Source organism: Anaeromyxobacter sp. PSR-1 (genome assembly GCF_000964525.1).
GTDB lineage: Bacteria > Myxococcota > Myxococcia > Myxococcales > Anaeromyxobacteraceae > Anaeromyxobacter.
Window position 1 is genome coordinate 1 of sequence record NZ_BAZG01000329.1, and the last position, 1,925, is coordinate 1,925.

General features: G+C 77.2%; 3 protein-coding genes. 2 read left to right on the forward strand and 1 reads right to left on the reverse strand.

Features of this window, described 5'->3' with window-relative positions; genetic code table 11:
• Both PSR1_RS23060 and rpe read left to right on the forward strand, forming a co-directional pair.
• Positions 1-942 (forward strand): RsmB/NOP family class I SAM-dependent RNA methyltransferase (locus PSR1_RS23060; protein ID WP_059439620.1); only part of this gene is annotated, 942 nt, incomplete at its 5' end.
• 9 nt (positions 943-951) lie between these two features.
• A complete protein-coding gene (rpe, locus tag PSR1_RS23065) occupies positions 952-1,623 on the forward strand; it encodes a ribulose-phosphate 3-epimerase (protein WP_059439621.1) in 672 nt (223 codons plus the stop codon).
• On the opposite strand, the gene PSR1_RS23070 is transcribed toward rpe, so the two are convergent.
• The coding region (locus tag PSR1_RS23070; protein WP_059439622.1) for a septal ring lytic transglycosylase RlpA family protein at positions 1,620-1,925 on the reverse strand (306 nt) is incomplete at its 5' end. The genes rpe and PSR1_RS23070 overlap by 4 nt on opposite strands.

Below are 1,925 nucleotides of genomic sequence, written 5' to 3' on the forward strand. Positions count from 1 at the left end.
CCGGCGCTCGACGCCGATCCGGCCGGCCACGTCGCCGCGGCGGAGGCGCTCCCGCGCTGGGTGGCCGAGGAGTGGGTGGCCTGGCTCGGCGCCGGCGAGGCGCTCGCGCTCGCCCGGGCCATGAACGCGCCGGCCCCGCTGTGCGTGCGCACGCCGGATCGCGAGGCGCTGCTGGGGCGGGCCCGCGCCGCCGGGCTCACCGCCGCGCCCGCGCCCCGCGCGCCGGGCGGCGTGGTGCTCGCCGGCGCGTCGGTGGCCGAGCTGGCGCGCGCGGCCGGGGACGTGCCGTTCCAGGTGCAGGACGAGGCCGCGCAGCTCGTGACGCTCCTCGCTGCGGGCGACCTGGCCGGCCGGCCGGCGCGCGTCCTCGACGCCTGCGCCGCGCCGGGCGGGAAGGCGTTCCACCTGGCCGAGCTGCTCGGGCCCGGCGCCGAGGTGGTGGCGATCGAGCTCCACCCGCGCAAGGCCGACGAGCTGGCGCGCGAGGCCGCCCGCCGCGGGCTCGCGGCGGTCCGGGTGGTCTGCGCCGACGCGGCGAAGCCCATCCCCGGGCTCGAGCCCGGGAGCTTCGACGCGGTGCTGGTGGACGCGCCCTGCGCCGGCCTCGGCACGCTCCGGCGCCACCCCGAGCTGAAGCTCCGCCGCGCGCCCGGCGACCTGCCGCGCATGGCCGCGCTCCAGCGCCAGATCGCCCGGAACGCGGCGCGCTACGCCCGGCCGGGCGCGCCGGTCACCTACTCCATCTGCTCGCTCTCCCGCGCCGAGGGGCCGGAGGTGGTCGAGGCGCTCCTCGCCGAGGGCTTCCGCCGGGCCCCGCCGCCCGCCGGCTTCCCGGCCGACGTCCTCGACGCGCGGGGCGATCTCCTCACCCTCCCCAGCCGCCACGGGACGGACGGCTTCTACGCCGCGCGGCTGGTGCGGGACGCGCCCTCCACCGACTAGGATCCCTCCATGCCCCTGCCCATCCGCATCGCCCCGTCGATCCTCTCCGCCGACTTCGGCCGGCTCGCCGACGAGGTCCGCGCCGTCGAGGCCGCCGGCGCCGACGTGATCCACGTGGACGTGATGGACGGCCGGTTCGTGCCGAACATCACCATCGGCCCGCTGGTGGTGGAGGCGGTGCGCAAGGTGACGAAGCTCCCGGTGGACGCGCACCTCATGATCGTCGAGCCGGAGAAGTACGTGGAGGCGTTCGCGAAGGCCGGCGCAGACCTCGTCTCGGTGCACGCCGAGGCCTCCCCGCACCTCCACCGCACGCTGCAGGCCATCCGCGCCGCGGGCGCGCGGCCGGCGGTGGCGCTCAACCCGTCCACCGATCTCTCCGTCCTCGAGTACGTGCTCGGCGACTGCGAGATGGTGCTCGTCATGACGGTCAACCCGGGCTTCGGCGGGCAGAGGTACATCGAGGCCTGCACCGAGAAGGTCCGCCGCCTGCGCGCCATGGCCGACGCGCGCGGCCAGGCGCTGGAGATCGAGGTGGACGGCGGCGTGAAGCCGGAGACCGCCGCCAAGGTCGCGGCCGCGGGCGCGAACGTGCTCGTCGCCGGCACGGCCGTGTTCGGCGCGCCGGACTACCGCAAGGCCATCGCCGACATCCGGGCCGCCGCGGAGCGCGGCCGCTAGTCGCCGTCCACCGGCTCGACCCGGACGCGCACCACGCCGTCCTCGACCATGCCCAGCTTGCGGGCCGCCGCGTAGGACAGGTCCACCACCCGCCCGCCGGCGAACGGGCCGCGGTCGGTGACCTTCACCACCACGCTCTTGCCCGACTCGAGCGACGTCACCTTGAGCCGGGTGCCGAACGGCGCGGTCCGGTGCGCGCAGGTCATGGCGTGCATGTCGAAGCGGCTTCCGCTGGCGGTCCGCCGCCCGTGGTGCCGCTTGCCGTAGTAGCTCGCCAGGCCGACCTGCTCGCCGGGGCGCGC

Bases quoted from the DNA above. Each gene is read 5' to 3' on its own strand.
- rpe (WP_059439621.1), top strand. From the start codon at position 952: ATGCCCCTGCCCATCCGCATCGCCCCGTCGATCCTCTCCGCCGACTTC.